The organism is Prevotella sp. P4-51 (assembly GCF_002251455.1).
Classification (GTDB): Bacteria; Bacteroidota; Bacteroidia; order Bacteroidales; family Bacteroidaceae; genus Prevotella.
The window spans coordinates 1-24,370 of record NZ_NPJM01000062.1 but is presented as its reverse complement, the minus strand read 5'-3'; the positions used below and the strand labels follow the sequence as shown (position 1 = coordinate 24,370).

General features: G+C 48.6%; 20 protein-coding genes and 2 pseudogenes. 2 read left to right on the top strand and 20 right to left on the bottom strand.

The annotated features are described in order from the left end of the window. Positions 1-37 precede the first annotated feature (37 nt). From CIK94_RS10500 to CIK94_RS10410, 19 genes and pseudogenes are all read right to left on the bottom strand, one after another. Positions 38-1,396, bottom strand: a complete 1,359-nt coding sequence (locus CIK94_RS10500; RefSeq protein ID WP_094423035.1) for an efflux transporter outer membrane subunit — start codon at positions 1,394-1,396, stop codon at positions 38-40. Next, positions 1,397-4,510 (bottom strand): efflux RND transporter permease subunit, encoded by a 3,114-nt coding sequence (locus CIK94_RS10495; protein WP_094423034.1) that lies wholly within the window; start codon positions 4,508-4,510, stop codon positions 1,397-1,399. Continuing rightward, positions 4,507-5,628, bottom strand: a complete 1,122-nt coding sequence (locus tag CIK94_RS10490) for an efflux RND transporter periplasmic adaptor subunit (protein WP_005816213.1) — start codon at positions 5,626-5,628, stop codon at positions 4,507-4,509. The genes CIK94_RS10495 and CIK94_RS10490 overlap by 4 nt, the downstream gene beginning before the upstream one ends. Before the next feature lie 43 nt (positions 5,629-5,671). Then, positions 5,672-6,211, bottom strand: a complete 540-nt coding sequence (locus tag CIK94_RS10485) for a GNAT family N-acetyltransferase (RefSeq protein ID WP_032939761.1) — start codon at positions 6,209-6,211, stop codon at positions 5,672-5,674. 215 nt (positions 6,212-6,426) lie between these two features. Beyond that, positions 6,427-8,352, bottom strand: coding sequence for a tetracycline resistance ribosomal protection protein Tet(Q) (gene tet(Q), locus CIK94_RS10480; RefSeq protein ID WP_094423033.1), 1,926 nt, complete (start codon positions 8,350-8,352; stop codon positions 6,427-6,429). 210 nt (positions 8,353-8,562) lie between these two features. Continuing rightward, positions 8,563-9,492, bottom strand: coding sequence for an ISL3 family transposase (locus CIK94_RS10475; RefSeq protein ID WP_094423032.1), 930 nt, complete (start codon positions 9,490-9,492; stop codon positions 8,563-8,565). Beyond that, positions 9,441-9,770 carry a transposase family protein gene (locus CIK94_RS14105; protein ID WP_144008377.1) on the bottom strand — a complete coding sequence of 110 codons (330 nt, stop codon included), beginning with the start codon at positions 9,768-9,770 and terminating at the stop codon, positions 9,441-9,443. Before CIK94_RS14105 ends, CIK94_RS10475 begins: the two co-directional genes overlap by 52 nt. A 674-nt stretch (positions 9,771-10,444) precedes the next feature. After that, positions 10,445-11,653, bottom strand: a complete 1,209-nt coding sequence (locus CIK94_RS10465; RefSeq protein ID WP_005816149.1) for a putative resistance-associated DNA invertase — start codon at positions 11,651-11,653, stop codon at positions 10,445-10,447. An 88-nt stretch (positions 11,654-11,741) separates the two neighbouring features. Then, positions 11,742-12,239, bottom strand: coding sequence for a hypothetical protein (locus CIK94_RS10460; protein ID WP_005816141.1), 498 nt, complete (start codon positions 12,237-12,239; stop codon positions 11,742-11,744). A gap of 53 nt (positions 12,240-12,292) precedes the next feature. Continuing rightward, positions 12,293-14,482, bottom strand: a complete 2,190-nt coding sequence (locus tag CIK94_RS10455) for a type IV secretory system conjugative DNA transfer family protein (protein ID WP_005816140.1) — start codon at positions 14,480-14,482, stop codon at positions 12,293-12,295. Between the two features lie 80 nt (positions 14,483-14,562). Beyond that, positions 14,563-15,471 carry a fimbrillin family protein gene (locus CIK94_RS10450; RefSeq protein ID WP_005816138.1) on the bottom strand — a complete coding sequence of 303 codons (909 nt, stop codon included), beginning with the start codon at positions 15,469-15,471 and terminating at the stop codon, positions 14,563-14,565. A gap of 66 nt (positions 15,472-15,537) precedes the next feature. After that, positions 15,538-16,191 carry a hypothetical protein gene (locus CIK94_RS10445; protein ID WP_005816136.1) on the bottom strand — a complete coding sequence of 218 codons (654 nt, stop codon included), beginning with the start codon at positions 16,189-16,191 and terminating at the stop codon, positions 15,538-15,540. A gap of 8 nt (positions 16,192-16,199) precedes the next feature. After that, positions 16,200-16,745 (bottom strand): hypothetical protein, encoded by a 546-nt coding sequence (locus CIK94_RS10440; protein WP_005816135.1) that lies wholly within the window; start codon positions 16,743-16,745, stop codon positions 16,200-16,202. After that, positions 16,745-17,590, bottom strand: a complete 846-nt coding sequence (traN, locus tag CIK94_RS10435; protein WP_005816133.1) for a conjugative transposon protein TraN — start codon at positions 17,588-17,590, stop codon at positions 16,745-16,747. Before traN ends, CIK94_RS10440 begins: the two co-directional genes overlap by 1 nt. 69 nt (positions 17,591-17,659) lie before the next feature. Then, entirely contained in the window at positions 17,660-18,802 is a 1,143-nt protein-coding gene (traM, locus tag CIK94_RS10430; RefSeq protein ID WP_005816128.1) for a conjugative transposon protein TraM, read from the bottom strand. Further along, positions 18,786-19,205: a hypothetical protein gene (locus CIK94_RS10425; protein WP_005816127.1), complete on the bottom strand. Its 420-nt coding sequence runs from the start codon at positions 19,203-19,205 to the stop codon at positions 18,786-18,788. The genes traM and CIK94_RS10425 overlap by 17 nt, the downstream gene beginning before the upstream one ends. A 12-nt stretch (positions 19,206-19,217) precedes the next feature. Further along, positions 19,218-19,832, bottom strand: a complete 615-nt coding sequence (gene traK, locus CIK94_RS10420; RefSeq protein ID WP_005816126.1) for a conjugative transposon protein TraK — start codon at positions 19,830-19,832, stop codon at positions 19,218-19,220. Between the two features lie 3 nt (positions 19,833-19,835). After that, complete coding sequence (locus CIK94_RS10415) at positions 19,836-20,237, bottom strand: hypothetical protein (RefSeq protein ID WP_094423030.1); 402 nt, start codon at positions 20,235-20,237, stop codon at positions 19,836-19,838. A 65-nt stretch (positions 20,238-20,302) separates the two neighbouring features. Continuing rightward, positions 20,303-21,328 (bottom strand): annotated as a pseudogene (locus CIK94_RS10410) (hypothetical protein); the annotation flags it as partial. 240 nt (positions 21,329-21,568) lie between these two features. Here CIK94_RS10410 and CIK94_RS10405 point away from each other — a divergent pair. Together CIK94_RS10405 and CIK94_RS10400 are read left to right on the top strand one after the other, a co-directional pair. After that, positions 21,569-22,750, top strand: a complete 1,182-nt coding sequence (locus tag CIK94_RS10405; RefSeq protein WP_068855511.1) for a site-specific integrase — start codon at positions 21,569-21,571, stop codon at positions 22,748-22,750. Continuing rightward, complete coding sequence (locus tag CIK94_RS10400; RefSeq protein WP_074557834.1) at positions 22,747-23,907, top strand: site-specific integrase; 1,161 nt, start codon at positions 22,747-22,749, stop codon at positions 23,905-23,907. The genes CIK94_RS10405 and CIK94_RS10400 overlap by 4 nt, the downstream gene beginning before the upstream one ends. Before the next feature lie 271 nt (positions 23,908-24,178). On the opposite strand, the pseudogene CIK94_RS10395 reads toward CIK94_RS10400, so the two are convergent. Next, positions 24,179-24,370, bottom strand: a pseudogene (locus tag CIK94_RS10395) (IS1380 family transposase); the annotation flags it as partial.

Sequence of the window (24,370 nt, the reverse complement as noted above, 5' to 3'; positions counted from 1 at the left end):
CAACATGGTTCAGTATTAGGTTATAATTCTTGTAAAGTTACATTCCTCCTCCCAACGCATGGTAAAGTTTAATTATACTTTGTATGCGTTCAAAACGAGTTTGTAACTGTTGCACTTCCGCTTCGAGAAGAGACTGTTTGGCGGTCAGCACTTCCAGATAGGTGGTATTGGAATGACGCATCAGCGATTCTGTCTTTCGCACAGCGTCGCATAATGTTTCAACCTGCCGAGCATTGATTTCAATTTGCGATTTTGCCGTCTGCCATGCGGTCAGAGCATCGTTCACTTCCTTTCCTGCGTTCAGTAATGATTGCCGGAACAACAGTTTGGCTTCTTCCTGACGGCTTTTGGCTATCTTCAAGTTGGCGATGTTTACGCCCCGGTTGAATAACGGCTGTGTCAGGGAACCGATGGCATTAAGTAACCATTGTCCGGGATTTACGATTACGCCACCGCCGTTATTAGTCCATCCAAGAATTCCCGAGAGGGTAATATTGGGATAGAAGGCGGCACGGGCCGCATTGGTGGAGTAGAATGCTTGCGCCAGTTCCATTTCAGCCTGACGCACGTCGGGACGGTTGGAAAGCAGTTGCAAAGGGACTCCGATCGAGACAGTATCGGGGAAAGCAGCCTCGGCCAGATCACTTCGTCCAATCGAGTGTGACGGCATGGCAAGTATCGCAGACAGGGCGTTTTCTGTTTCGGAAATACTCTTGCGTATGGATAACAGGGATGCTTCGAGTCGCATCACGTTCGCCTTTGCCTGCAATACGCCAGCCTCGTTTGATTTCCCCACTTTTTTCAACGCTTCAAGAGTGCGTACGGTAGTCCGCCAGTTCTCCAAAGTCCGGTTACTTATTGTCATTTGTGCGTCAAGCATGGCAAGGGTGTAGTAACTGTCTGCAATAGTGGCGACAAGCTGTGTCTGTACGGCCTGCCGGTAGGCACGGCTTCCTTGTAATGCGGCGGCTGCGCCACGCTTTGCCGCCGTAAGTTTGCCGAAGATGTCCAGTTCCCAGCTTGCCGACGCTCCCACATTATATGTCTTTGCCGTTGCTCCGTCATGTTTATTGGCATTACCTTCGGCAGTCAGTCCCAGTGATGGAAGATATGATAGTCTGGCAGTCATCAGGACGGCTTCTGCCGCTTCCACGCGTAACCGTGCCACATTGAGGTCTGCGTTCCGTTCAAGTCCGGTTTCAATCAAGGACTGGAGTTTCGGGTCGGTAAACATTTCCCGCCACGACAGGGACGCGATGGTCATTGTATCAATGTCCGCCGGCATGTCCCGATACAGATTCTCCGTTGAGAGGTCAGGGCGATGATACCGGCTGTATGTGCCACAGCCGGCAAGCATCCATCCCGACAATATGATATATATTACTGTCTTCTTCATTTAATTATGCTTAACACGTTCTTGGATATATTGGAATACAATAAACAATGACGGCACAAGGAACAACAGAGCCAAAGTACCTACAATCATTCCACCGATTACACCTGTGGCAAGCGAACGGCTGCCGTTGGCACCCACTCCGTGCGCCATCATCAGCGGGACAAGACCGAACACCATGGACAACACAGTCATCAATATGGGGCGCAGGCGGACTTTTGCCGCACTGTATGCCGCCTGTGCCAGCGTCATGCCTTCCGACCGCCGTTTACCGGCGTATTCGGTAAGCAGGATCGCTGTCTTGGCAAGCAGGCCTATAATCATGATAAGTCCGGTCTGCATGTAGATGTTGTTCTCCAGACCGAAGAGCCACGCAAACAGGAAACTGCCCATCAGTCCGCAAGGCACCGACAACAGAACCGCGAAGGGTATGAACACGCTCTCATACAAGGCGCACAGAATCAGATAGACCAGAACCATGCAGAGCAGGAATATAAGCGTGGCATTGTTGGTCGTCTTGCTTTCCTCACGCGAAATGCCGCCAAACTCGTATGTGTAATTTGACGGAAGCACTTCACGTGCCGTCTCGCCGATGGCTTCGAGCACCTGCCCCGAACTGTAGCCCTGAGCCGGAGACCCGCTAATCGAGATGGCGTTGAACAGGTTGAAACGGGTGAGGTCTGACGGGCCGTTGGTCTTGGTCAGGCGCACGAACCGGCTCAAAGGCGACATGCCGCCATCGGTGGCACGCACATACATGTGGTGCAGGGATTCCGCATTCACACGATATTCCGCCGGAGCCTGCATGGTCACATGGTAGAGCTTGGAGAACCGGTTGAAGTCGGAAACATATTGTCCGGTATAATAGCCCGACAATGTGGAAAGCACATCTGCGGGCGACACACCCGACTGTTCGCATTTGGCGGCATCGATATCCACCCAGTATTGCGGATAATCCGTGGCAAAGGAGGAATAGACTTCGCCGATTTCGGGTCGCTGCGACAAGGCTTCGACAAACTTGTCTGCCTCTTCCTTGAAGGCGGCGATGTTTCCGCCCGCCTTGTCCTGCAAATAAAGCTCGAAACCGTTTCCCATGCCGTACCCGGCAATCATCGGAGGCGACATGGCGAACACCGTGGCATCGGGAATATCCGAAGTGGCGGCATAAATCTTTCCGATGACATCATTGACCGACTGCCCCTCTCCCTTACGCTGCTCCCAGTCTTTGAGTGTCACGAAATACATCGCCTGCGAGGGACCGGAACCGCTGAAAGAGAAACCGGCGACCGCACCGCTGTATTCAATCTCGCCGATGCTGTCGAGACGGCTGTTGATACGCTCCATCACCTTACTTGTCTGAGCCATGGATGTGCCGGGCTTCGTGTTCATGCTCACCATGACCGTCCCGGTGTCCTCTTCGGGAATAAGTCCCGTCTTTGTGACATTGACCAGCAGCACCAGCAACCCGAAAGAAATGCCTATGATGCTCCACAACAGCCATCGGCGATGGATAATGAACATCACTCCACGTACATAGCGTCGGCTCAGACGGTCGAAGACGGCATTGAACGCTTTACGGAAACGGGCTGCAAAATTGTTCTTGGTGTTGCCCTGCTCATCGATATAGGGTTTCAGCAGCAGCGCGCAAAGTGCCGGTGAGAGTGTGAAGGCATTGACTGCCGAGATTCCCACGGCAACAGCCATCGTGATACCGAACTGCGTGTAGAACGCTCCCGAAGTCCCGCCCATCATGGCAACGGGGAAAAACACTGCCATAAAGATGATGGTAGAGGTCAGGATAGCCGACGAAACGCCTTTCATGGCATCATCAGCCGCGAGAACCGCAGACTGATAGCCCTCGTCGAACTTCGCCTGCACCGCTTCCACCACCACAATGGCATCATCGACCACAGTTCCGATGGCAAGCACAAGCGCGAACAGGGTGAGCAGGTTGACGGAGAAGCCGATCATGGACATCACGGCGAACGTACCGATAATGGAGACGAAAATGGATATCGTAGGAATAAGCGTGGACTTAATATCTTGCAAAAATACATATACCACCACGATAACCAGAAGTATCGCTTCAATAAGTGTCCGGATAACAGAATTGATGGAAGCATACAGGAACTTGTTGGTATCGGTAAGCACCACGAATTCCGTCCCTTCGGGCAAGTCCCGGCTGAGGTCGTCAAGCACTTCGTGAATCTCCTTGATGGTGCTTGAAGCATTGGACCCGGCTTTCTGGTTGATGAGCATCATGGCTGCCGGATGCCCGTTCACTTCGGAGGAATAGTTGTAGTATTCATCGCCCAGTTCCACATCGGCAACCTCCTTCAGCCGAAGCACATTGCCGCCCGGCAGTGACTTGATGACCAACTCACCGAACTCTTCCGCGCCGGACAAGCGTCCGCGGTATTTCATCGTGTATTCATTGGCGGTAGGATGATTGGCACCGAAGGAGCCGGTGGCGGCCTCGATGTTCTGTCGTGCGAGTACGGTGGATATGTCATCGGGGATAAGCCCGTATTGCGCCATCTTGTCGGGACGCAGCCAAAGTCGCATGCTGTAGTTGGAACCGAACATCTGTGCCTTTCCCACGCCGCTGATACGTTTCAGCCTCGGCTCGACATTGATTTTCACGTAATTGTTCAGGAAGGTCTGGTCGAAGCGGTCATCGGGCGAATAGAGCGCGAAAGTCATCAGTTCGGCATTCTGCTGCTTTTCAGTGGTGACACCGGTCTTGGTGGCTTCCGCCGGAAGCTGGCTCAGCGCGCCGTTCACGCGGTTCTGCACGTTTACCGCCGCCATGTCCGCGTTGGTTCCCTGCTTGAAATAGATGTCGATGGAAGCATCGCCCGTATTCGATGCCGTGGAAGTCATATAGGTCATGTCTTCCACGCCGTTGATGGCTTCTTCCAGAGGGGTTATCACTGCCTTCTGCACAGTTTCAGCGTTTGCTCCAGGATAAGTTGCGGATACGTTGATGGTCGGAGGTGCGATGTCGGGGTATTGTTCCACCGGCAAGGAAAACATGGAAATCATGCCCAACAGTACAATCACCACCGAGATAACGCCCGAAAACACCGGGCGGTCTATAAAAAATCGCAGGTTCATTTCGTTTCGTTTTTAGGGGTTATGCTCATGCCTTCTCTCACCAGTCCCACGCCTTCGGCGACAATGGTGTCACCGACCGAAAGACCTTCTTTTACGATAAACCGGTTGCCGTCGTTCAGGCGGTCCACCGTGAGATAGGCGGCTTCCGCCTGTCCGTTTTTCAGACGGTAAGCGATAATCTTGTCCTGCAGTTCCACGGTGGCGGTCATGGGAATGGTTACGGCCTCCGTTTTCGGGTTTTGAAGGATGACATTGCCGATGCTGCCACTCAACAGTTCGCGGTCGGGATTGGGGAACAGGGCTTTGATTTGTACCGTTCCGGTAACAGGATCCACCACGCCGCTTACGGTTTCAATACGTCCTTTCGCCTTGTACAGGCTGCCGTCGTTGAGTTGCAGGCCCACTTCCGGCATCCCGGCTATCATGCTGTCAATCGAGCCATAGCGAGCCAAATATCGCCGTAGCATATTCTCCGAAATGGAGAAATAGGCATACATCTCCGCATTGTCGGACACGACCGTGAAAGGCTGTGCCATATTGGGACCGACAAGCGCACCGATGCGATAGGGCAATGTGCCTACTACTCCGTTGCTCGGGCTTTTGATTTCCGTATAGGAGAGATTGTTGCGTGCATCCGATTCTTGTGCCTTTGCCTGTTCGAGTTCAGCACACGCCACTGCCAGTTGGTTCCGGGCGAGAGAAAGCTCGTAGTCGGATATGACCTTCTCGTCAAACAATGCCTGCTTGCCCCGCAGCTCGATTCTTGCCGTTTCCACTTTTGCCTGTGCCGCGCTGACATTGGCCTGCGCCGTGCGTAATGCCGCCCGATAGGGCACTTGGTCAATTACAGCCAATACTTGACCGGTCTTCACCCGTTCACCCTCTTTCACTTTCAGACGGATAATGCGCCCGGATATTTGCGGCAGGATGTCCACATCCTGCCGTCCGCGTATGGCGGCGGAATAGGACTCGGAGATTTCCACCGGACTTGCCGCGACCTTTATGACCCGATAACTCTGCACCGCATCCTGCTTGCCGTCCGCCTGCCTGCATCCGGTCGGCAGGAACAGCATGAGAGCAAATGCGGCGAAATTCGTGATAATGAATTGCTTGTTCATATTTTCTTCTTGTTTTGTATTAATTCATAATAGGTTTGGTGTGTCACCACTGACGGATGGTATTCCACTCTTTTTCGAGAATGGCATAAACACAGGTATCTTCATATTTTGGGGAGCCGTCAGGATTGTTTACGAATGTCACAAACTCTTTGAAACATCCTTCGCGGCGCATACCAAGACGTTCGCATAAGCGTTTGGAGCGGATATTGTCATCTTCCACAAATCCATAGATACGCCGTGCGCCCGCCTCTCGGAAAAGATAATCCAACAATCCGGCTGCCGCTTCACAAGCGAATCCTTTGCCTTCAAAACGTTTGTTGAAATGCCACCCCACATTATAAGTGTCTTCATTCTCACGCAAAGCGAACACGTCACCGATAATAAAGTCATCTTTTTTCAGACTCACCGCATAGCGCAGCATGTCTTTCGGGGAATACTGCATATATGCCCATGCCGCCTCTCTGGAACAAAGGCGGTCTCCGGCAAAGCAATTCACACGCGGATGGGAAAGATACTCCAACAACCCTTCGGCATCCTTCTGTTTGAAATTTCGAATGATAATTCGTTCGGTTTCGATATATATTTCCTTGAAAAAGACTTTCTTGCCCTTGACAGTGCGAAGGACTTTCTGCTTGGGTATGAAATACTCTAAGCCATACGTTTCATTTTTATTGCCAAGTTCTAATGCTTCTATCTCCTGCCATTCATAGAGGCTATTATATGCCATACATCCGATAAGAATGGAGATAAGTATATATCCCAACTGTATTGCCTTATAGAAATTTCCTGACCGCTCCATTATTTTGATGACATTGATTTTTGGAACATGAATAAAAGTTTATCTTTTTCGTTCATGCGGATATTATCAGAATAATCGCCTTTTGTTATTTGATACCCGCATGGCTTGACCATAAAAACGCCTAAGCCCTTAGTGTATGAACTTACTTCTGAGGCGTAGTCTTTACTTGTATTTAATGGAACTTTCCCTTTAATATGACACCACTCATTATTGCAACTGATGTCTTCAATCTCAGACATCATTTTTTGCAAATCTGTAATAGCTTTGGAACTTGCCGCTTGGGGTATCTGCAACTCAAAATAGAGCATCGGTTCGAGAATGTCCACACCTGACTGTTGCAAGGCCAGCCTGAAGACATAAGGGGTCAGCTGTCTGAAATCAGCAGGTGTACTTACCGGGCTATAATACTCGGCTTGAGTAAAAGTTACTTTCAGATCAGTCACTTCCCATCCATGTAAACCAGATTGGCAAGACATACGAATCCCTTCAAAAACGGCATTTTGAAAAGAATGGTTCAGATAACCATAGGAGATGTCACTTTCGATTTGCAACCCTGTCCCTAACGGCAAGGGTTCAAGCGTCAGCCCTATTGTGGCCCAGTAAGGGTTGGGTGGCACTTCGATCTGAATAATCTTATTGACCTTTTTTACAGGTCGTTCTTTGTAGATAGTCTTGATCTCATCAAAATGGACCTTGACGGAAAACCGTTCTTCCAGCAATGTCTGTATGATTTCCTTTTGGGTCAAACCATATAACGAGATTTCCAATTCATCGCTATATGAGTTTATGGAAAAGGACAAAGACGGGTCTTCAATCCACAATGTATTCAGAGCGGATATAACCTTGCTTCTCTCTTCGGGCTTGTCTGGCCGGACGGAGGATTTGAGGGCGGGATGCTGATGGGATAATCCTTGAATCAAACAAGGCTTAACACCTAAATAATCTCCGATTCGAAAATCTTCCATATCCTCTACAATCGCGATATCATTGGCACCCACTTCATCAACATTTATCTCTCTGCCCTGATAAATAGTCTTTAGATTTTTAATCTTGATGGATTTTTCCGAATCGTTGATTCTTACGACGTCTCGAAGTCTCAGACTTCCGTCAATTATTTTTAGAAAACTTCTTTTATGTCCTTTGGGATCATGCTCTATCTTATAGAGATAAGCTGAAAGTCTGTCTGAAACTGATGCCGGAGGAAGTATAAAAGAAGTGATGGCGTCCATCAACTCATTGATGCCGATATTGAACATTGCTGATCCATGTAGCACCGGATAGACTTTGGCTTTTGCCACAAGAGCGATTATCGTATTCCAATAATCAGCCGGTGAAATTTCGCTATCCGACAAATATCGTTCTAATATATCGTCGTCATGGTTGCATACAAATTCTTTGTATTCTTCCTTTATATATGTTTGGGAGCAAACCGGATAAACCGATCCATCGGTAACAGTTTGCATAAACAGGACATCTTGAGACAGATTTGCTTTTATATCCAGATACAAACGCTCCAAATTCACACCGGCACGGTCAATCTTATTGATAAATATAATTGTCGGGATTTGCAGCTTATGTAAAGTATTGAACAGCAACTTTGTCTGCGCCTGTATGCCTTCCTTTGCGGATAAGATGAGGACTGCCCCATCAAGCATTTTGAATGTCCGCTCCACTTCCGCAATAAAATCCATGTGTCCCGGAGTGTCAATGATATTGCATTTCACTCCATTCCAGATAATAGATGTCGTAGAAGCCCGGACAGTAATTCCTCTACGTTTCTCTATATCCATAGAGTCCGTTATGGTGTCACCATTATCCACGCGGCCGCACTTTTCCGTTGCTCCGCTGGCAAACAGCAGATTCTCGGTTACGGAAGTTTTTCCTGCATCAATGTGAGCAAGAATTCCTAAATTTATAATATTCATTTGGATTAAGCAATAATATACTACAGTAGATGCATTGTCGAAACGCACCTTTTAATACCTCCTCGTAGCATATGAGAACTACAGGATTACTAACTCGTATTAATATGTATATTATTACTGCCGCATAACGATTACAAAATTACACAAAAAAATATATCTAACAAAAGTGGGAGGATTTTTTAACTTTGGTTCTACCGTAATTAATGTGAATTAACATATGTCTAGGCCACCGTAGAAAAATAGGATTGCGATCCTGTATCGCTCGGCAGTCCCATATCCTCTGCCGATGGTCTTTATCTCTTGGATGGATCCGTTGGTTCTCTCGGCTTTGCCATTATTGGCGCCAGTAACCATGGCTCTTATGATGCCTTTAAGGTGTCTCTTGAACATGAAGACCACACCGTTAATCTCCTCAATGTTGTACTGCAATGCATCATCCATCCATCGCAACACCATCCCATAAGCTTCCATGTCGCCATGGTACTTGAGACGGAGGAGATCACGAAAGAGTTCTTTGACTTTCCAAGCCTGCGAAACCTCATATTCAGCATCTTCGAGCTTGTCGAAACGAGTTTGGTCGTTGGACGTATATTTGGACTGATCCTTTAGCCATAAATATTTGGTCCGTTTCAGTTCGGGGAATTGCCTGACCTCACGCTTGCGGACCTTGTCGACGGCATCGTTCAGATAGGTGACACAATGATACATGTCGTGGCAATGACTGGCGTTGGGGAAGTACTTCTTCGCGCCATCGATGAATGCGTCCCACATATCCGTGCACACGGTCTTCACGCCTGCTCTTTGCTCCTCTGTGAGAGCCTTAGTACACAGATTATCAACGCTTTTCTTGGTTCGTTCTGCTTCGACTTCAAGTACATGGCCAGTCTCTCCGTCATAGAGCATACTCACATACTCATGGCCTCGTCTGATTGATTTCTCATCCATACAGACATGCTCATAGATGTGCTTCTTGTCACGCCGGTTCAATCCTCGCTCCACAGCTCGTAGCATCACTCCATGCACCTGCTCAAAAGACAGGCGGAGCAGACGTGCGGTCTTTGTCTGGTTCTTGGTGGATTGCAACGTTTCTATCGTTTTTTTTCCATCAGCCAGGACAGTCGGGAGTTCGGCATTGCCCATGGTACTGGCACGCTTTTGACCTCATTTCCTTCTCTGTATCGAGGAACTCGAGCATCAAGAATCGTCTTGTACTGCCACATATCTAGATGCCTCCAGCTCCGTTCGTGACGGAAGTCAAATATAGGGAATTCTTTCCCTTCAATTTTGATGGTGCCGTGGCGATATTTGAGAGTGATGTGTATCTCCTCCATGGAATCATCACATGTCACATCCCCTATCTCCCAGTCATCATTATTTTGGAGTAGCAGCTTGGCTAATATGTCTTCTGTTCTCTTCATAATGACCACAAAATTACGAATTTCTTGCCGTTTAATGCGGGATACGGCATGTTAATTCACACTAAATCCCGCAGAACCCATTAGAGAGCCGATCTTCGGCAGTATTCTCGTTCTTGTAGGCCCGCATGACATACCACAGTATCTTATCCTTGTCCAATACATTCACCATACTGTTTTGACATGTGTTTTTCGAGAAAAGAACGTACTCATGGTTCATCCCGATATGCGTATCGGTCTGTATATCAGCAACTTTCTATGTGTTTCAACTACAATAGTCATCTATTCTCATCTTTCTGAGTCCACCCCCTGCAAAGCCCCTCTTTACGACATAAAAATTCGGTCGGAAAAGGTATGCAAAAGATGTTTCTCTCTTTAAGAGAAACTCTTCGGGATGCAAAAATATGAAAATAACTCCAATTCACCAAATTATATAGCGACTTTTTTACAAAAATGCTAAAATTTGTTGATTTCCGTCAAGCAATTGTTGAGCAAATATGTCTTTTACGATAAAATGATACCTCAATATCAACTGTTTAGCAAAACGATATTTCTCTTAAAGAGAGAAACACCTTTTTGCTCAACAATCCCCGACTTTTTTATTATAGTTGCGGTATCACACCGCAATACAATAGTTATAAATATTGAAATAAAGGTGCAGTGAGACGCTGCACCTCCTAAAGAGAATTGATGATGAGATTGTTGGCGTTGTCAACGACAGAGGTGTCCAATGAGGAGAGGTATATCTGTGTGGTTTTCTCGGAGTCATGCCCCAATGCCTCGCTGATAGTAGATACGGGCACGTTCTTGCTCTTGGCTATGCTTGCCCAGGAGTGGCGGGCTACGTAGGTGGTCAGGGGGACGGACAGGCCTATCATTTCTCCGATTTTCTTCAACTGCTTGGTGATACGGCTATAGGCATTCTTGTACTGTCTCCAGAATATGGCTCCCTCTCCTTTTGCTATAGGGAGCAGGTAGGGAGAATCATCTGTTTTGTACTTCGCCACTATCTCCTGCATGGCAGGTTCCCATTTGATGTGCAACTGTTGTGAGGTCTTCTGACGGCGGTAAATGAGCGTACTGCCATGCAGATTGCTTGGTGTAAGTTGTGCCATATCGATGAACGACATCCCACGGGTATAGAAACTGAACAGGAACATATCCCTTGCAAGCTCCAAACGGGGGTTCAGACTCAAGTCCAGCTCTTTCAGTTGCTTGATGATTTCCAAGGGGAGTGCCCGCTTGACGGTCTTGTCGATGCCGGTATATACATGCTTGAACGGTGAGGAAGAGATGACCAGTCCGTCATCTACGGCATGATTGTAGATGGTGCGCAGGTTGCGGATGTAGAAAGAGGTGGTGTTGCGGCACAGTCCGCTGTCTTTCAGCCACTGTTCATAGCCTTGTATCGTTGTCCCATCGACTTCCTCCAATGGCACATCGCCTCCTTTCAGGTAACGCTGGAGGCTGTTGAGGGTGGTTTTGTACCTTGCTACCATCCGCTTCTTGCCGATGCGTCTCAGTTTTTCGTTCAACTCCAGCGTATAGCCGATAATGCCATGTAATTCTTTTCCCTCATGGAAGTTGTCAACGACGGTGTCTGCTGTATATGACTGCCCTTCCTTGTCCAACCGTGCAATGACCAACAGCAGTTTCTTCCTGTCAGCATCCAATGTATCTTTCAAGGAAAGAAGATAGGCTTGACGTTGTGGAGTGACGGAAGTTGGCAAAATGATGTTTGAATGGTCCGCATCCCACTCTGAGGAATAGATTCTGTACTCTGTATGGATCTGACGTGCCACACGATTGTGTATCACCTGATAATACAGGCGACCCTCTTTCTCTTGAACAGATGATGTTCTGAACTTTAATTTGATGGATGCCATAATGCTCTGACTTTAACATTGAAATTGCAATTATTACCTTTATATATAATATAAGTGACAGACAAACAGGTATAGGAGGGATGGTGCCTCACCGCTCGGCATACAACAGCTGATATTCCACCCACCTCCGTTTCCTAATGGATGCCACTGCTTTTCCCCTCCATTTGCAATAGCTCAGATAGAGTGGCAGGATGTCCCTGTCGCCACGTTCCAATCGGGTGAGCAGGGACGCTTTCGGGTATCGTCCATTGCCTAACAACTTGGCTGGTCCAATCTGGTACGAGAGGGTGGCAAGCAGATAAGCATCCCTGCCATAACGGGCATATAGGCGCAGGTGCCGGAGGAGGTCTGTCCGTAACAGCAAATCTGCACGCTGACGTGTCAGTGTTTTCGGGAAACGCTCTCCCTTCTGTAGCTGGTGACCATAGCCCACATAGCCCGGTGTGGTCTTTGGGTCGTGCCAACCCTCGAAGTGTTTGGTAATGGCTACCATCCGTTCAAACAGTGCCCTGTCAATGGTTTGGCTTTGACAGGGCACGCTACAGATGGCCAACATGCTCAATAGTACGATGATGTATCTTCTCATTACATTATTTTATATAGGAGGTGCGATGTCTCACCGCACTCTAATCAATATCACTACATCATAGTGCGGAACTGCTGAATCTCTTTAATCATGGCTTTCACGTCCTCCCCAACCTGAACGAAGTTCTTGTAGAGGATGCGCTCTCGCTCTTCTTTCGACTTGAACTTATAGAACTTAGGGAGAGGGACATACTCCGATTCCTCCTTCTTTATTTCCGTCATATCGAAGTCGGTCTTGCAGTAGAACTTGGATGTCTTGAACTCCTCGCTCTCCTGGATGTTCATGCTTCCGTTCATCCCGGTCTTGGTGACTACGAAGTCACGGGCGGTCTGTCCACATATCCAACCTGTGGGCATATCGGAGATTTTGCTTGCAGGCACCAGGCTGTCCATATTCTCATTGAGGTTGATGGAGGTCTTGTCACGGTCGATGGTCACGCCCTTTTTGAGTTGCACTACTTTACCGAAGATGTCACTCGACAGCCATTCGAGGGTTTCCTTGGCTCTTGCCGAACCGCTCACCACATTGCCCACGGTGGTGATGATTTTCTGCATACCCACCTTGCCATAATCGGCTTCCAACTGCGGCAGTTCCTGAAAGCCAAGTGCCACGCTCACCTTGTTGCTTCGGGCTGTGCCTATCAGTCGGTCTATCTTGTGGAAATACAAGGTCGGCAACTCATCGACGATGATGCTGACAGGAACGTTCTTGCCCTGTCCTGTATTCACCCTCGTTACAAGGCGGTTGAGAATCAAGGCATTCAGTGCACCGATGATGCTCTCCATCTCGGGGTCGTTGGCAATGAGCAGATAACTTGGATTCTTCGGGTCACTGACCTTCAGGTCGAAGTCATCGCCGTCCTTGTGGAATATCCAGTAAGATTCCTTGGTGGCGAGACGGGAGGTATAGACACGTAGCGTGCCAATCATACCTTCCAACTGCTCCATGGCTTTGTTGGCAAAGGCAGTCTGGAACGGGCCAAGCAAGGGGGCTACCTCGTTGTCGGTCTGAAGTACCTCGAAGATGGTCTGATAACTCTCATTGAGGAACGATAGGATATGTGGCATGTCGCTGTACTTGCCCAACCAATAAGCGGGCTGCACCTCCGCGCCCGAATGGTCGAACACCCGTCCTGTGGGTATCAGCCTTTTCGTCTTTGGGTCTTCACGCCGCTCGGCAATCAGCATCTTTCCGTCCTTGTCGTAGGGCTCCTTGCCGTAGTTGCAGAAGAAATAGATGCAGGCGGCAAGGAAGTTGACGGCAGAGGTCTGGAAGAACTGGTCGCTGCCACCGCCGCCTTCCTTCTTGCCTTTTTGCAGGGATTCAAGCAGGGTCTCGGCGGTCTCGCTCGCTGCGGCAAGGTTGTTGATGTACTTCAACTGGATGGGGTTCACACGGCGCGAATACTCCACATCCACAAAGTTGATGATGTTGAACTTCATGCCATGGGGCATCTTGCTGTCCTTGGCATTCTTGTTCTTCAAGTAATGATAGTAGAGTTTGGTGGCGAGAGTGGGAAACTTATAGTCGTACACCACCATGGCAAAGCCCTTCTCGCTGTGCTGCCTGATAAACGGCTCGATGATGGAGAAGGTCTTACCAGAACCAGGAGTACCCACAACCCATGTGCCACGGAACGGATTGACGATGTTCACCCATCCCTTGCGGAACTTGCCCTTGTAATAATAGCGCATAGGGATGTTCACGCTGTACTTGTTCTCCTGCAACTCCCTGCATTGCTCAAAGCTCTCATTCTCGAAGTTGAAGCGGTCTTTCAGCAGCCCTTCCTTCAGGAACTTAGAGATATTGTCGAGGGCGATATGCACCAATACGACACCGACGATGGAAGTGAGCATATAGAGCCAAGTGTTCAAACGGAGGGTATAGAAACAGGGCATTATCGAATGACCGAACAGCCATACGGACTGCACAATCAGCAGCACTCCCGACAGCAGCGGATAGAGCACCTGCCTGCGAGCGTCAAACTCCAGATGCTTCTTGTTGCGCGTTCCCACACAGGTGATACATATCAGCAGGAACGTAGCCACCTTGCTATACACGAGGTTGCCGTCATGGTAAATCATCCACCGCTTGATGCGAGTGTGGATATCCGTCACTACGCCGCCCAAGAAGTCCAACTGCTCCGGCTCCAGTGCGTAGGCGAAGAACTCCATCAGGATGGAGACATAAATCACCGCCCTGAATATCTTGTAAAAACCCTGTAACTCTTTGCTTTCTTCCATTTACTTTACGATGATGTTGGGTGATAATGAGAAAAGATGAAGGATGCCACGGTGGACACCCTCCAATCCTCTTATGAGTTTTATTCGTAGCCGTTGATGGTCTTCTCAGACTCTACTGTCCACGGAGAAATAGTTGCAGATATGACCTCCAAGGTGTTGCGTACAGGCTTCAATGAATAGCTGTAGGAATGACCCGCTTTCCACGTGTCGTTTGTGAGGAATACGAAGTTCTCCCCATTGCTGAGTTGCAATGTCATGTCTGGCATAACCTGTGCAGGAACATAAAGCGTATATTCCATGTGGTCACTTTGTGGGTCGCCGAAATAATAGGTCGTCACCGACTCGTCACTGCATTCTACCTTTCCGGTCTTGATGTTGAAAGTACCGCTGTCAAAATAACCGACGAACGTGAGTAGGCTTCCTGCAAAATCATTGGTGGTGAAACCGTATTCTGGTGAGGTATAGACCTTGATGATGACACGCACCATCTGATGGGTGAAGTTCAATGTAAGGCTCGGATTGGCGTATGATGCCGCTCCACTGGCAAACAGAAAATCATTGACCTTCTGCTCACTCTGTACAGCTGCCTCCGGCACTTGGAACTCTATGAGGTCGTTGGTAGGATTTGCCGTATAGGGATAGTAGGCATTGAAGGTGTGAGTGTCTGTGTCCGTGAAAAACACCTTGTTGGCTGACACAAACTGATTCGTGCCGCCGCTTCGGGTGAACTTCATATTGTTGATCATCCCTGTGGAAGAGATGCCAATCATATCATTGAGTTCCCACTGGTTGTCAACGGCTCGTGTGGAAACGGCAGGTTGCAGCATCTCCAGATTGGTGAATACCTGAAGCTGCTTGGTTGATGTGCTGTCGGTCACGACCACAGAACCTCCGCCACCGGGCAGGTAAATCTCATTGACGATGTCTTGGTCACAGGACGTGAGGAGCATGGCTCCAAGTCCCAACATTAGAAACAAATTCTTTTTCATGCTTTTTCTTTTTTAATTGTTGTACTTTGATGATGATACGGGTGATACTCGATGTCTGTATATGGGCTAATCCATAATCGTGATGATGGGTCTCGCCTTATGCGGCTGCCACTTGGGAGTCTCCTGTATGGCACCGCTTCCCAGTGAGTAAAGCCATGCCTTGGCGGTCGCTTGTCCTTCTACCTCCGTTGAAGTCCAATACCAACAGTCATCATCCTCATCGGGGATAGGTGTGCCGCCGCATTTCAGGATGTATGGGTTGATGATGTCCTTGGCATGATAGAGCAGACGCATCTGTGCCACACTGGGGATATAGGCACTTTGCCCGTAACGCCACATGTCGAAGACACGCTCAGCCAAAGGCGACTTCACATCGGTCGTGCCATAAAGGGCAAAAGTGTTCTTGTTGCCGTCGTAGGCGGTGAGGTCACAGGATGTGTCCTGTTCCACACCGATACTGTCAGCAAAGGCTTCGGGAGCGATGTCCCACAGATAGACGGCATATCCGTTTCCCTCCATTTCTTCCCTCTGATTGACGTTGAACACCACTGCAATGGCTTGCTTGCACGATTGCTCGTAGGTTTCGTAGGGCATCACCTTGCCGTCAGTGGTCAAGATATGGGTGACCTTCATGGCTGTGTCGGGAAAGTCCTGATGCTCGTCACAGGCAGTCAGCAACACCGTTGCCGCAACTGCCAAGATTGAAAACAGTTTCTTCATACGCATAGTCATTTTACAGGAAGTTTCACACCCAGGACAATACCCGTTCTGAACAGGTCTTCACCCTTGATCATCACATCGGTCTTCACCTGCCAGAAGAGCTTCCAGCCGTGTCTGAGTGTATAGTTTTGCTCATAGCCGAGGTGGATGCCACCCAAGAACCTGTCAGTATCGCTACCTGCCGATGCTCCTATGCGCATGTTGCCATGGTGGTTGCGTCCTCTTGCCACACAGGGCTTATAGGCAAAGCCGAAACCATAACTGCGGTAGTTGTTCCAAAAACTCTCAGGACAGACATGACCGCACGATGCGCACTCGTTCCACTTGATATATCCGTTTGCAAAATACTCCCACGCATTGTGGTACTTCGTCTCATACTCGTAGGACAGCGTCACGTCCAGTCCTCGCTCATACAGGCATCCGAACCCCAAGGATATGCGGTCGCTATTCTGCTGCGCCATTGCCGGAGTCATGCTTGCCATAAAACAGATGACAACGAGTAAGGTATGCACAAGCCAATTCCTCACTCCTAATTCCTCATTCCTAATTCTCATTATTCCTCCTCCAACAGTATATGGTTAAACGAATCGGCAGACAGCACATCCTCATAGTCGATGCTGAGCGAGATGGTGCGTCCACTTATCTGTTTTTCCGACAGCTCGATGGTCAGCACCTTGTCGTTGGGGAAGGTCATCTTCTTCACCACAATCACGTTGCGATAGCCATACTTGAAGGTCTTCGCATCGTCCAACACAAGAGATGGGGTCAGTTCCACTATCTGCGCATTGGTAGCCTTGCTCTGCTTCTTGTCCGATAGTTTGATGCGCATCTCGTCGATGTCGAAGCGGATGTTGGTCTTGTTCTCCACGGAGAAGTCGATGAAGAAATATTCGCCCACGCTGTAGATGTTGTTCAGGCGCATTACCATGCGGTGCATCTTCGTCGCCACGTTGCGGTATTTGGCAGACGATGACCATATCTGACGTGCATACTTGGTCATGTCGGCAGTGGACAGGCTTACAGCGGGATTGTTGTAGGCATTGCGCTCCGAGCATTCTATTTCCTTATCGGTTACTGCCTCCTGCATCCTCGTGGTATAGAGCAGTGCATACTGCGTGCGGTAGCGTTCCGTCACGATTGTCACTATCGCCAACACCTCACCGTCGGCATACACGTTGTCCTTCGGCTTCAGGCGGATGGTGTTGTTGATGGGTTGGTCGCCCACCACCTTGTCTGTGGATATATCGACAAAGCGGATGGGTTCGGAGGCGGTGATGACGGTGGTCACTTGGTCGTTGACCGTCAGCTGCTCCATCTCCATGTAGGTGGTCTGCGCCTTGGCTGAAAGCACGCTCAGCGAAAGCAATGCACAGACATTCATTTTCTGAAAACAATTCATATTAGTTGATTTTTTGATGTTTATACTCTATGAGCCACCGTTCCCGACAATTCCGTTGTCGGGCAGTGTCTATTTCCTTTTCTCTTTCCCATTTACAAGGTAAACAAACGTCCCATACTTCAGCTTCACTTTGTTCTTCTTGATAGCCTTGCTGATGGCATTGCTTGTCTTCTGGTAGGCATTGGTCACGGCTTGCATTCCCCATTGCGAGAAACTGTTGTTCGCTCCACTCTGGTCGATGTTCATGTTGCTCTGCATAGCACCGCTCGCCACATCTTTCGTGGTCTCACGGAACTGGCTGCCGGGGACATACAGTCCCTCCAGTCCGTCCGTGTCATAAAGCGAAAGCGAAACCTTTATCAGCTCGTCATCCACAAGGATGGAGTTGATGCTACCCTTCACTCGCTGCGAACCGAAACCGCTCATGGTGGCATAGAGGTACGACCCTTTCTTCACCACGGTCTCACCAATCTCAATATCGTCCAACAGTCTCAGCCGCACCCTCGACCCGTCCGTAGCCTTCACGTCCTCGTCAATGATGGCCTTGATGAGCTTTGGCTCATGCTCGTTCTGCGTCAGGGTGTTGAAATAGTCCGAAGTCACCTTCACCTTCTTCACCACCTCCTGTGCCTTGTCCTCCTCGTCCAGTGCCTTCACCGCCTTGCTGTCCTCGGCAATCTGACCTTTCACCTCAATCTGCTCCTTGGGAGGCCCAGCCTGTGTGGTATCCTGGGCCACGGGGGCAACTGCCGCCTGTCCTCTCAGCCTCGCTTCGGCGAGTGCCTTGTTGAGTGCTTCGAGTGCTTCCGCTTCTCGCGCCTTGGCATCGGCCACTTCGGCTGCATCGTCCTTCTCTTCTGCCTGACGGACGAGTTCCGCAAGGTCTTCTTCTGTGTACTTGGATTCATACGCTTCTTTCTCTTCTTCGTTGTCACGCTCAATGTTATCAACAGCCGAATAGTCTGCTATGCGACCATACGACTTCGCCATGTTCTCATACTTGCCACCGATGCCGTCACCATTCTTAATCTGCGCTCCGGGCAGGTTGGGGTTCAGAAACTCGGTGGTCTGCAGGTTCTTGTCCTGCGTTTCCGCCACCTCCGTATTGAACATGTCAAAGACAAAATAGCCTGTGGCAATCAACGGGATGTACACGATGGCTGGCAGCATGTACTTCGGCTGACGGAAGTTTATCTTATCTGTTATTCTCATCGCTGTCTGATTTTGATGTTACTGACTTGTCTCGATTCTCCTCGTTGGTTCGATGCGTCACGGGAGGAGTGATGCAATGGGCTGCATTCATCATCTGCTTCATGCGCCCTTCCTGCCGCTCGATGGCACTTGCAGCCTCCGTCCGATGACCGTAATACCGCACCATCCTGTAGATGTTGATGCCGAAGCACGTGGCGACAAAGCCGAAGACGATGACGAGAAACAGCGTCTTGTGGGCATTGGCAAAGCCTTGCACCTTAGCCGCCGCACGGTCTATCCTCGCGGTCTTGGCAAACTTGCGCCCTGCCGCCACCTCCTTCTCATACCGCTTCTTGTACTTGGGGTCGTTCTTGTCGGGCATATCCTCGCCCACAAGCATCCGTCTGATTCCTTTTACACTCATACCGCTAGGATATTAGAAGTTTGACTTCGACTTCTGCTCAATATCCTTGTTGAGCAAGGTTCTCCAGTTCGTGATGAGCAGTCCATGAGGATTGTTCTCCGTCCTCGGCACGCGCTTCACCTGTCCCGCCGTCACCAATTCACGCATCAGAATATTGCTCCTTCGCTCTATCCTTTGCCTACCGTAGTAGGTGAACTCCATCTTCTCCTTGTTGAACTTGATGCTGTCGCAAAAGATGCTGAACACGGCACTCGTACCCATGATATTGTTGTAAAAGCCCTTTTCCTTCAGCGTATTGTACTGCGCCAAACCAGTTTCATCGACCAAATACATCGCCTTCTCCATCGAATAGCGGATGTACTTGTCATCGGGAGCAAGCGTAAAGAAGTAATGGTGGAACATCTCGATATGGCTCTTTGCCTCCACATCCAGCGTTTCCTCCATCGTGGTGCGGTTCACCAGTATGGGCACGTTGCCGTCCAATACATACACCTTTTGCTGCGCGTCCGTCACCATGCAGCGCGCCGTCCAGATGCTCGACACCGAGATGATGATGCAGCCCATGAGGAACGCAGAGCAGATGATGCCCACCAGCTTGATTTTGTTTTCTAAGTTCTTGATTACCATACGTTACTGCTTGTTTGAGGTCTGATTTCTCTTCATTCTCACATATTCACGGTGCAGGATGGTGTATATGTCCTTCTCAACTTCTTCCACCAGTTTGGCGTAATACTTGATGCAAGCCTCTACGTAGATGCCTTCGTATTTCAGTTGGATCCACACCCACCAGATGTCACGTTCACGTCTCCGTCGATTTCTGTAGATTTTGACACGATGCAAGCGATAACTCAGGTAATCTACCATAGGCACTACATACTCGTCGTTATCCTCAAAGCCTTCTGCCATCTCCTCATACTGTGGGTCGATGTAGTTGTTTTCGGAATTGAAAAACTCTTCCTTTGCACGCTTGTTGGCAAACGCCATGAATTTCTCATCTTTGAGCCAACGCTCAATTTCATTTTTTGCTTTCATTTTTCTTGATGGTTACTTTTATTTGTTTCAATAGGAGGTGCGGTGACTCACCGCACACTCACATGTTATCTCATCACGGTCGCCATGGTTCCCGTAGCCGTCATCTTGGCTTGTTGTGCCACGCCCTCGCCGAAGTTTCGGGTTGAGAAGGCGGTGTCGCCCTCTGGTATCATCCATGCCGCAAGGTCGGGCACGAGGTTCAGGCATTTCAACGCCACGATGCTCGCTGCCATCAGATAGCCTGCCGAGAAGAACGAGTTTTGCAGATAGGCTGCCATCGTCTGCTCACTGGCGGTGATGGCCGTCAGGTTCTCTACCTGTATGCAGAGCACAATATCAAACAGCAACAGGACGTAGAAACCGACGAAGTAGAGCATGGCTCCGTAGAAATGAACTGTCAAATAACGGGTTAGCCACTTCGCCCACGCTCCTTCCCACTTGGGCAGCAACGAAAATGCCCATTGTATTGGACCGAATATAGTGAGCATTCCGAGCAATATCTGCTGACAGTATATCGTCGCCCACCAACCGATGCGGAACACGATCAGGGCTATCAGCATCACTATCTTGTCGATGCCCACCACGGCCCCTGCCGTCAGTGAGGTGAACCACAGTTTGCTGGCATCCTTCTCCATGTTGGTCACTTCGTCCACGCCCGTCTGCTCCATCGTCGCCTCTATCAGGTTGGGGTCTGATGTGCCCTTATGCGCCACGTCTGCCTGTGCCTGGAGGTCAGTGTACATCGAGTCCCTGACATATACCAACTGCTGCACCTCCTCAAACTTGTCGGAAATTTGGGTCGCCTCTGCCTCATAGAGGTCGTGGGTGTAACTGCCGATGCAATTGGGAATATAGGATAGAAAATCCAATACGCACCAGCTGCTGCCGCTGTTGGTCATGCCTGTGTCAGCAGGTGGGTACCACCAACAGAGGATGATGCTCACCACCAAGGGCTTGAACAGTTTCATCACGTCCAACGGTTCGTTCTTCACCATCATCTTGTAGGCCATGCTTGCCGCCACGATGATAGAGAACAGTGCCGCCAATGCCATACACATTTGGAGGATCCACCAGTAACCACCAATTATCCCAAGCGGGTCTAACCATCGGAAATGAAAGGATAGCAAGGTGATGTAATATCACTGATTTACAGTCTATTAGGAATGAAAGCCGATTTTGGATTGGTTCGTTATTCTTTCCTAAATTAGCGGATTGTTTATCCACTTTTGTCTCGTTTTTGTCCCTCGTTGTATTATCTTTGTATCGCAAGTTAAATGCTTGATAATCAGTGATAAAAGAATATATTAACATCAGAAAAGAAAGGAAATAAAATGGGACGAAAGAAGAAGGAAATCCGTTTGAAGGAGCCTGTGCGCATCCGAGAAAAGAAGATAGCAGGTGGCAACATCAGCCTCTATCTTGACATTTACCAAAAGGGATTGAGAAAGAAAGAGACGCTGAAACTCTATCTTGTGCCAGAAATCAACGCTGCTACCAAGTTGCAAAACGCCAATACAAGAAAGTTGGCAGAGCAAATCAAGGCGCAGCGCATTCTTGACATCCAGAGAGAGGGTCTTGTGGATTGGGACAAGGTGAAGAAGTCACGCATGACACTTACCAAGTGGATGGATGACTTTGTGAAGTACAATGCCGAGTTGTCTGAGTCTTCCATGAAGACAAAGCGAAACACTCATGCTCGCATTGACCAATACCTCTTATATATAGGAAAACCAGAGTTTCTGTTGAAAGACGTGGATAAGGAGTTTTGCAAAGGCTTCATTACTTTTTTGAAGACTTGCACCTACAATGATGGAAAGAAACAACTCAGCACCACCACTTGCCGTATGTTCGTCAACTATTTCGGCTCGTCATTGGCAAAGGCAGTAAGGGACGGACTGATTGAGCAAAATCCATTCTTGCTGTTGGAGGCAAAGGAGAAGCCACAGAAGCGAGTGGCAGAGCGTGAGTTTCTGACGATAGAGGAAATAAAGAAAGTGATGAATACACCATGCCGTTATGAACTGGTAAAGAAAGCCTTTCTATTCTCCTGTTTCACTGGTCTGCGATATAGCGACATGAAAGCCTTGAACTGGAGTGAAATCCACAAGGCTGCTGACGGCAAGACAGAATACATTGACCACATCCAAGTCAAGACCAAGGATAGAGTAACCATCCCATTGTCGGAAGAAACAAAGAAGTGGATGCCTAAAAGAGAAGAAGGTATAGACAACATCTTCCACAATTTGACAATCACATCTACAACTGTAGAAGTGGTGCTGAAAGAATGGATGGAGGCAGCAGGAATAACCAAGCATATAACCTACCATTGCTCACGACATACGGCGGCAACTATGCTCCTGACACTCGGTGCAAGTATCTATGTAGTAAGTAAGATACTCGGACACAAGAGCATCAAGATGACGGAGATTTACGCCAAGATTGTTGACAAGAAGAAGTTGGAAACCGTGAACCTCGTGAACGGAATGTTTGACCAAATACCAGTAATACAATGAAGATAGAAATCAAGGAACGTAAGCTGACGGAAGGCAAAAGAGCCTTATATCTGGAATACTACGAGACTGGCTTCCGCAAGAGAGAAAACTTGCACCTCTATCTCTTGCCCGATGATGCCGTTGGTGCTGCAAAGCACAATCGGCTTACATACAACAAGGCTATGGAGATACGAGCAGAGCGCATCCTCACCCCTCCTGTATTGGAGAAAGAGAATGCCAAAAGCGAAGAACAAGGCAACGGCTTGACTTGGCTACAATGGTGCGATGATTATATCAAATGGTCTGTTGATTGTGGCAACTGCAAGAAGATGATAGGTCATAAGAATGTTGTCCGCAAACGTATAGCCACTTATTTACGGAGAGTAGATAAGAAAGACATCCTGCTGAAAGATGTCAGTAAAGATGAAATTTGCGGTCTTTTTGATTATATGCGCAACAAGTATCGCAACAAACGCCAAATCAAGACCAACGGAGGACGGTTGGCTGATTACACATTACTGTTGTTTGAGGAAACTGTCAAAGCGATATTTAACAAGGCTATGCGTGAAGGACTTGTAAAATTCAATCCTGTACACAGTCTAAACAAATTGGAACGCTTCCATGCTCCTGACAAACACAGAGAGTATCTTACGCCCGAAGAACTCACACATTTCCTGGCGGTGGAAGCAGAATGTGAGAATGAACGAACCGTACAACTGGCATTTGGGTTATCATCCATGACTGCCCTTCGCCTTGGCGATATGCAGCATCTGAGGTGGTGTGATATTAAAATGATAGATGGCGTGCCGACAATCAGCATCATACAGCGAAAGACAAAGCGTCCTGCCATTATTCCGCTCAATGAAATGGCACAATCGTTGTTGCCACCTCGGACGGATGACAATCCGGAAAGTCTTGTGTTTCACCTTGTCAAGAAGTCAGACAACGTATCGAAATACGTAAGAAGACTTAAAGAAAAGGCTGGCATAGAAAAGGATTTGACCTACCATTGCTCACGGCATACGACAGCATCGTTGGCTATCTCAGCAGGAGCAGACATATCAGCAGTGAAGGATGTTTTGGGACATGGAAGCATCACTTCAACCGAAGTTTATGCAAAAGTGGCTCTTGAAAAGAAGATAGAGGCGGTCAATCTGTTTAATGGCGTGTTTGATTGAGACATACAGCAGAGTGCGAACAATGGGGAAGTCTTACTTCTTCCCTTTTGTTGGAAAATTGCCGTCAGGCTGTATTCAAAAAACGCTTGTGTTCAAATAAACCTAAAATCCGCAACTATCATCCAATACACGATTAAGGGTAGATTTATGAGTCGTTAGTAGCAGCTTTCAGTAAAAAGCAACAGCACAACATCAATATGTAGCCACCATCCCCTTACCCCACGATGCGACTTGAGGTAATACGCAGATTCTAACCGGAAAGAAAGGATTCTTATCCGAATTCTGTTTTGAAAGGTTTTGCATAAGCTCGGTTCTCTGTGTAGATATTCAGCACGTATTGCCTTGCAGTCATGATCCACTTGGCAGGTACGGAGATGAATCTGAAGACAAAAGCCTTTATGCGACTCGTTTTCTTGAGCCCAAAAGCCTTGGTGTCAAGCCTGCTCATGATGGTCTTGTAGAA